This is a genomic window from Nocardiopsis listeri, from assembly GCF_020741345.1.
Taxonomy (GTDB): Bacteria; Actinomycetota; Actinomycetes; order Streptosporangiales; family Streptosporangiaceae; genus Nocardiopsis; species Nocardiopsis listeri_A.
The window spans coordinates 1-4,269 of sequence record NZ_DYZD01000277.1; the positions used below are offsets into that span (position 1 = coordinate 1).

General features: G+C 68.7%; 4 protein-coding genes. 2 read left to right on the forward strand and 2 right to left on the reverse strand.

The window, feature by feature from the left end; all coding sequences use genetic code 11:
• A partial coding sequence (locus K8V84_RS14840; RefSeq protein WP_304075181.1) for a bifunctional UDP-sugar hydrolase/5'-nucleotidase occupies positions 1 to 1,867 on the forward strand: 1,867 nt, incomplete at its 5' end.
• 90 nt (positions 1,868 to 1,957) lie between these two features.
• On the opposite strand, the gene K8V84_RS14845 is transcribed toward K8V84_RS14840, so the two are convergent.
• Both K8V84_RS14845 and K8V84_RS14850 read right to left on the reverse strand, forming a co-directional pair.
• Positions 1,958 to 2,404, reverse strand: coding sequence for a hypothetical protein (locus tag K8V84_RS14845; RefSeq protein ID WP_304075183.1), 447 nt, complete (start codon positions 2,402 to 2,404; stop codon positions 1,958 to 1,960).
• Between the two features lie 151 nt (positions 2,405 to 2,555).
• Positions 2,556 to 3,140 (reverse strand): hypothetical protein, encoded by a 585-nt coding sequence (locus tag K8V84_RS14850; protein WP_304075185.1) that lies wholly within the window; start codon positions 3,138 to 3,140, stop codon positions 2,556 to 2,558.
• Positions 3,141 to 3,510: 370 nt separating this feature from the next.
• On the opposite strand from K8V84_RS14850, the gene K8V84_RS14855 reads away from it, so the two are divergent.
• On the forward strand, positions 3,511 to 4,179 hold the full coding sequence (locus tag K8V84_RS14855; RefSeq protein ID WP_014911258.1) for a response regulator transcription factor: 669 nt from the start codon (positions 3,511 to 3,513) through the stop codon (positions 4,177 to 4,179).
• Positions 4,180 to 4,269 lie beyond the last annotated feature (90 nt).

Consider the following 4,269-nt stretch of genomic DNA (forward strand, 5'->3'; position numbering starts at 1 on the left):
GGCCGAGGACGGCGAGGCCGAGAACCGAGGCGTGGTCACCGTCAACTCCGGTGACATGTACCTGCCCGGCCCGGAGTTCGCGGCCTCCCAAGAGGACGGCGCTCCCTTCTACGACGCGATCGCCGCCTCCCACGCCGAGTACGACGCGATCTCCATGGGCAACCACGAGTTCGACTTCGGCCCGGACCTGTACGCGGACTTCATCGACGGACTGCCCGAATCGACCCCCGTGGTCGCCGCGAACGTGGACGTGTCCGCCGAGCCCGCGCTCGCCGCGCACGAGGACGCGGGCCGGATCACGCCGAGCACCGTGGTCGACGTCGAGGACGAGCAGGTCGGCATCGTCGGGGCGCTCTACCCGGACCTGGCCACCATCACCAGTTCGCGCGACGTGGTGGTCGACGAGGTCGTCGCGCCGGTCCAGGCCGAGGTCGATCGGCTCTCCGGTGAGGGCGTCGACAAGATCATCATGATCTCCCACCTGCAGAACATCACCTTCGAGGAGCGGGTCGCACAGGAACTGACCGGCATCGACGTCATCGTCGCCGGCGGCGGTCACGAGGTGATGGCCGGCGAGGGCGACGCGCTGGTCCCTGACGACGAGGTCACCGTCCACCCCGGTACCGGTGAGCCCCTCTCCTATCCACTGATCGCGCAGAACCCCGACGGTGCCGAGGTCCCGATCGTCACCGCGGGTTCCAACTACAAGTACGTGGGCCGCCTGGTCATCAACTTCGACGCCGACGGCGACATCGTCTCCCTCGGCGACCGTTCCGGCCCGGTCGTGGTCGACGGTTCCGTGGAGCCGGACGCCGAGGTCGACGCCCAGGTCACCAAGCCCGTGTCCGAGTACCTCGACGAGCTCGCCGAGACCGAGGTCGCCCAGAGCGAGGTCGCCCTCGAAGGCCGCCAGGACCCGGGCGTGCGCACCCAGGAGACCAACCTCGGCGACCTGATGGCGGACTCCCTCATGGACACCGGGTCCCGTAACTCCGAGGAGTACGGGGTCCCCGAACCGCAGATCGGCATCCAGAACGGTGGCGGCATCCGCAACGCGTCGCTGATCCCGGCCGGGACGATCAGCGCGTTGGACACCTACTCCGTCGCCCCGTTCGCCAACCAGGTCGCGGTGGTTCCGGACGTGCCTCGCGCCCAGGTCAAGGAGTTGCTGGAGCACGGCGTGTCGGCGGCCCCGGCCGCCAATGGCGGATTCATGCAGGTCGGCGGGGTCAACTTCGCCTACGACCCCGAGCGGACCGCGCAGGAGGTGGACGAGGACGGTGAGGTGCTGACCGAAGGCGAGCGTGTGCGCAACGCGGTCCTGCACGACGGCACCGTACTCGTCGAGGACGGGGCGGTCGTCGACGGCGACCCCATCACCATCGCCACCAACGACTTCTCCGCCCGCGGCGGCGACATGTACCCGTTCCGCGGCGCCGACTTCACCGTGGTGGGCTCCACCTACCAGGGCGCCCTGGAGCTGTTCGTGTCCGACGCCCTGGCCGGTGAGATCACCGAAGAGGACTACCCCGAGGGCGGTTCCGGCCGGATCGTGGTCGGTGACGAGGCCACCGCCCCGCCCGGGAACGGCGATGGTGACGACGGCGACGACGGTGAGGGCGACGACGGGGACGACACCGGACCGTCCCCCTCCCCCGGCCCGTCCGACGACCCGAGTGAGGGTCCCGGCGGCGGTGGCGGCGCCGACGGCGACCGGAAGAACGACAAGGGTTCCCTGCCGCTCACCGGTGGTGCCCTGACCGGCCTGATCATCGCCGCGTTGGTGGCGGTGGGCGCCGGTGCCGGTGCGCTCTACTTCAGCCGTAAGCGCGCCACGACCCCGGACGCCGGGGGGATGGACGCCTGACCCTTCCCGTCATGACGGGGCGCGGCCCGCTCGGAACACGTTCCGGGCGGGCCGCGCCCCGTCGTGGTCGCGTGTGGCGCGCCGACGGGTTCAGCAGCGGGGCAGGCCTTCGATGGGACGCCACGGCTCGGCGATCCGGAAGGCTGTGACACTGACGTAGACGTCCCGGTTGCCGGTCTGGTCGTCGGTCAGCGCCCACCAGGTCGAGTAGCCGCCCTCGCCGTCGGAGTGGGCCTGCCCCTCGGTCTGGCAGAAGAAGGCGTGCCGACCGGCCCACAGCAGTCCGCCCGACGGGTAGCGGTTGTCCGGCGACCGATAACTGTGCGCGTCACGCCAGGTGGAGTAGTGGTGGCGGTGCGAGTGGACGTTCCGAAGCTTCGAGGGGGCGGACGCGCGTTCGTCCGACACCTCGTGCCCGACCTCCCGGGGTTTCCCCGTGGTGGCGTTGACGGGGGCCGCCACCAGGGTGAGCGCCGTGGTCAACACCAACGCCACCGCTCCGGTCCGTCCCGGCCACCAGGTGGTTCGCCGTGCCATCGATCGCTCCTCGTGTCCCGGCCCCGGAACCGCCGGGCCCGCGCGGATGTGCCCGGTGGGGCCCGATCCGCGGGACCCGGCGACCGCCACCGCGGACCCATTGTCACCGAAGGTGTCGACTCGGTCGCAGATGGACACGAGTGTGTCGCCGTCAGCAGCCGACGATGTCCTCGACGTCGTCGGTCATCGCTCCGCGATCGGACTCCTCCATGCCGCCGCGCTCGAACCAGATGAGCACGATGTGGCAGGCGCTGCGGAAGTCCACCGCCATGTCGGCGCCCTCGGAGTCCTCCTGGTTCTGCAGTCCCAGGACGACGGTGGTGGCGATGAGGGAGTTGTCGTAGGAGATGACCCGCACGAGGTTGGTCTCCACCGCCATGGTGCAGGCGAAGAGATCGTCCTCCTCCTCGGAGGCGCACAGCTCGTCGCTGACGTCCAGTCCGTCGGTGAGGTCATCGTGCTCTTCCCGCAGTTCCGTCACCACCTCCTCGGCCGTCATGTCCCAGAGCGCGGCGTCCGCACCGTCGGAGGGCTCTTCCGTCGGCGCCTCGGTGGGTTCCGGGGTGGGGCTCGGTTCGAAGGTGGGCGTGGCCGAGGGTTCCGGGTCGCTCTCCGCCGCGGTCGGGGCGGACTCGGGTGCGTCGTCGACGGCGATCCGGTCGGTGAACACGCCCACGAGCACGAACGTGCCGCCCAAGGTCGAGGCCCCGGCCAGGATCGCCATGACGGTGAGCACCGCCAGCAGACCACCCCCGTACCGCCCCCGGGGTCCCCTCGGAGGCGGTTGCGGCCCCTGCGGGGGTGGCGGCCCCGCCCAAGACCTTTGCGAACCGAATTGCCCTGGGTATGGGAAATTCTCCCCACCTTGGGGGGAATCGGGGTGGGGGTTCACTACCGGACTCCTCTGTGTTCGTGAAAGCATGAAGGGGCGGCTTCGCACCCTCCAGGACAACCTTCCCAGTTTCACCAAGAACGTGCAAAGAAAAGGCCAGCGATGGCCACTTGCCCTATTTGACCGTTATGTGATTAGCGTATTTTCAACCAACCTTGGGGCATCCGGCGCGCATAATAGGGAAATGCGCCACCCTGGTCCTACGATCGGCACCATGACCTGCGTTTTGCTGGCCGAAGACGATGTCTCGATCTCCGAGCCTCTCGCCCGCGCACTTCGTCGCGAGGGCTATACGGTGGACGTGACCGTCAACGGCGTTGAGACACTCGACCGCGCCCGTGCCGGAGACATCGACCTCATGGTCCTGGATCTCGGTCTGCCCGAAATGGACGGCCTCGAGGTGGCACGTCGGCTCCGCGCCGAAGGCCATGGAACGCCCATCCTGATCCTGACCGCCCGAGCCGACGAAGTCGACACCGTCGTCGGACTCGACGCCGGGGCCGACGACTACGTCACCAAACCCTTCCGACTCGCCGAACTTCTCGCACGCGTGCGGGCCCTACTGCGCCGTGGTGGCGCCGAGGTGCCCGTCGTGCACGGAGTCCGCATCGACAACGACTCCCGTCGCGCCTGGCTCGGCGACCGCGAACTCCAGCTCACCACCAAGGAATTCGACCTGCTTCGCGTCCTGGTCCGTGATGCCGGCAAGGTGGTGACCAGGGAACAGATAATGCGTGAGGTGTGGGACACGAACTGGTGGGGGTCGACCAAGACCCTCGACATGCACATTTCGTGGCTGCGCCGCAAACTCGGCGACGACGCCAACCAACCGTCCTACATCACGACCGTCAGGGGCGTCGGCTTCCGATTCGAACGAGACTAACGGGGTCTTGGGTTCGACACGCTCCTCGGTCGCCCTCTCCAGGGTCGGACGGACGTGAGGTGACATGCGCAGACGAATGGTCTTCTCCAC

Coding starts and splice junctions, on each gene's coding strand:
- K8V84_RS14845 (WP_304075183.1), bottom strand. CDS start 2,404: ATGGCACGGCGAACCACCTGGTGGCCGGGACGGACCGGAGCGGTGGCG.
- K8V84_RS14855 (WP_014911258.1), top strand. CDS start 3,511: ATGACCTGCGTTTTGCTGGCCGAAGACGATGTCTCGATCTCCGAGCCT.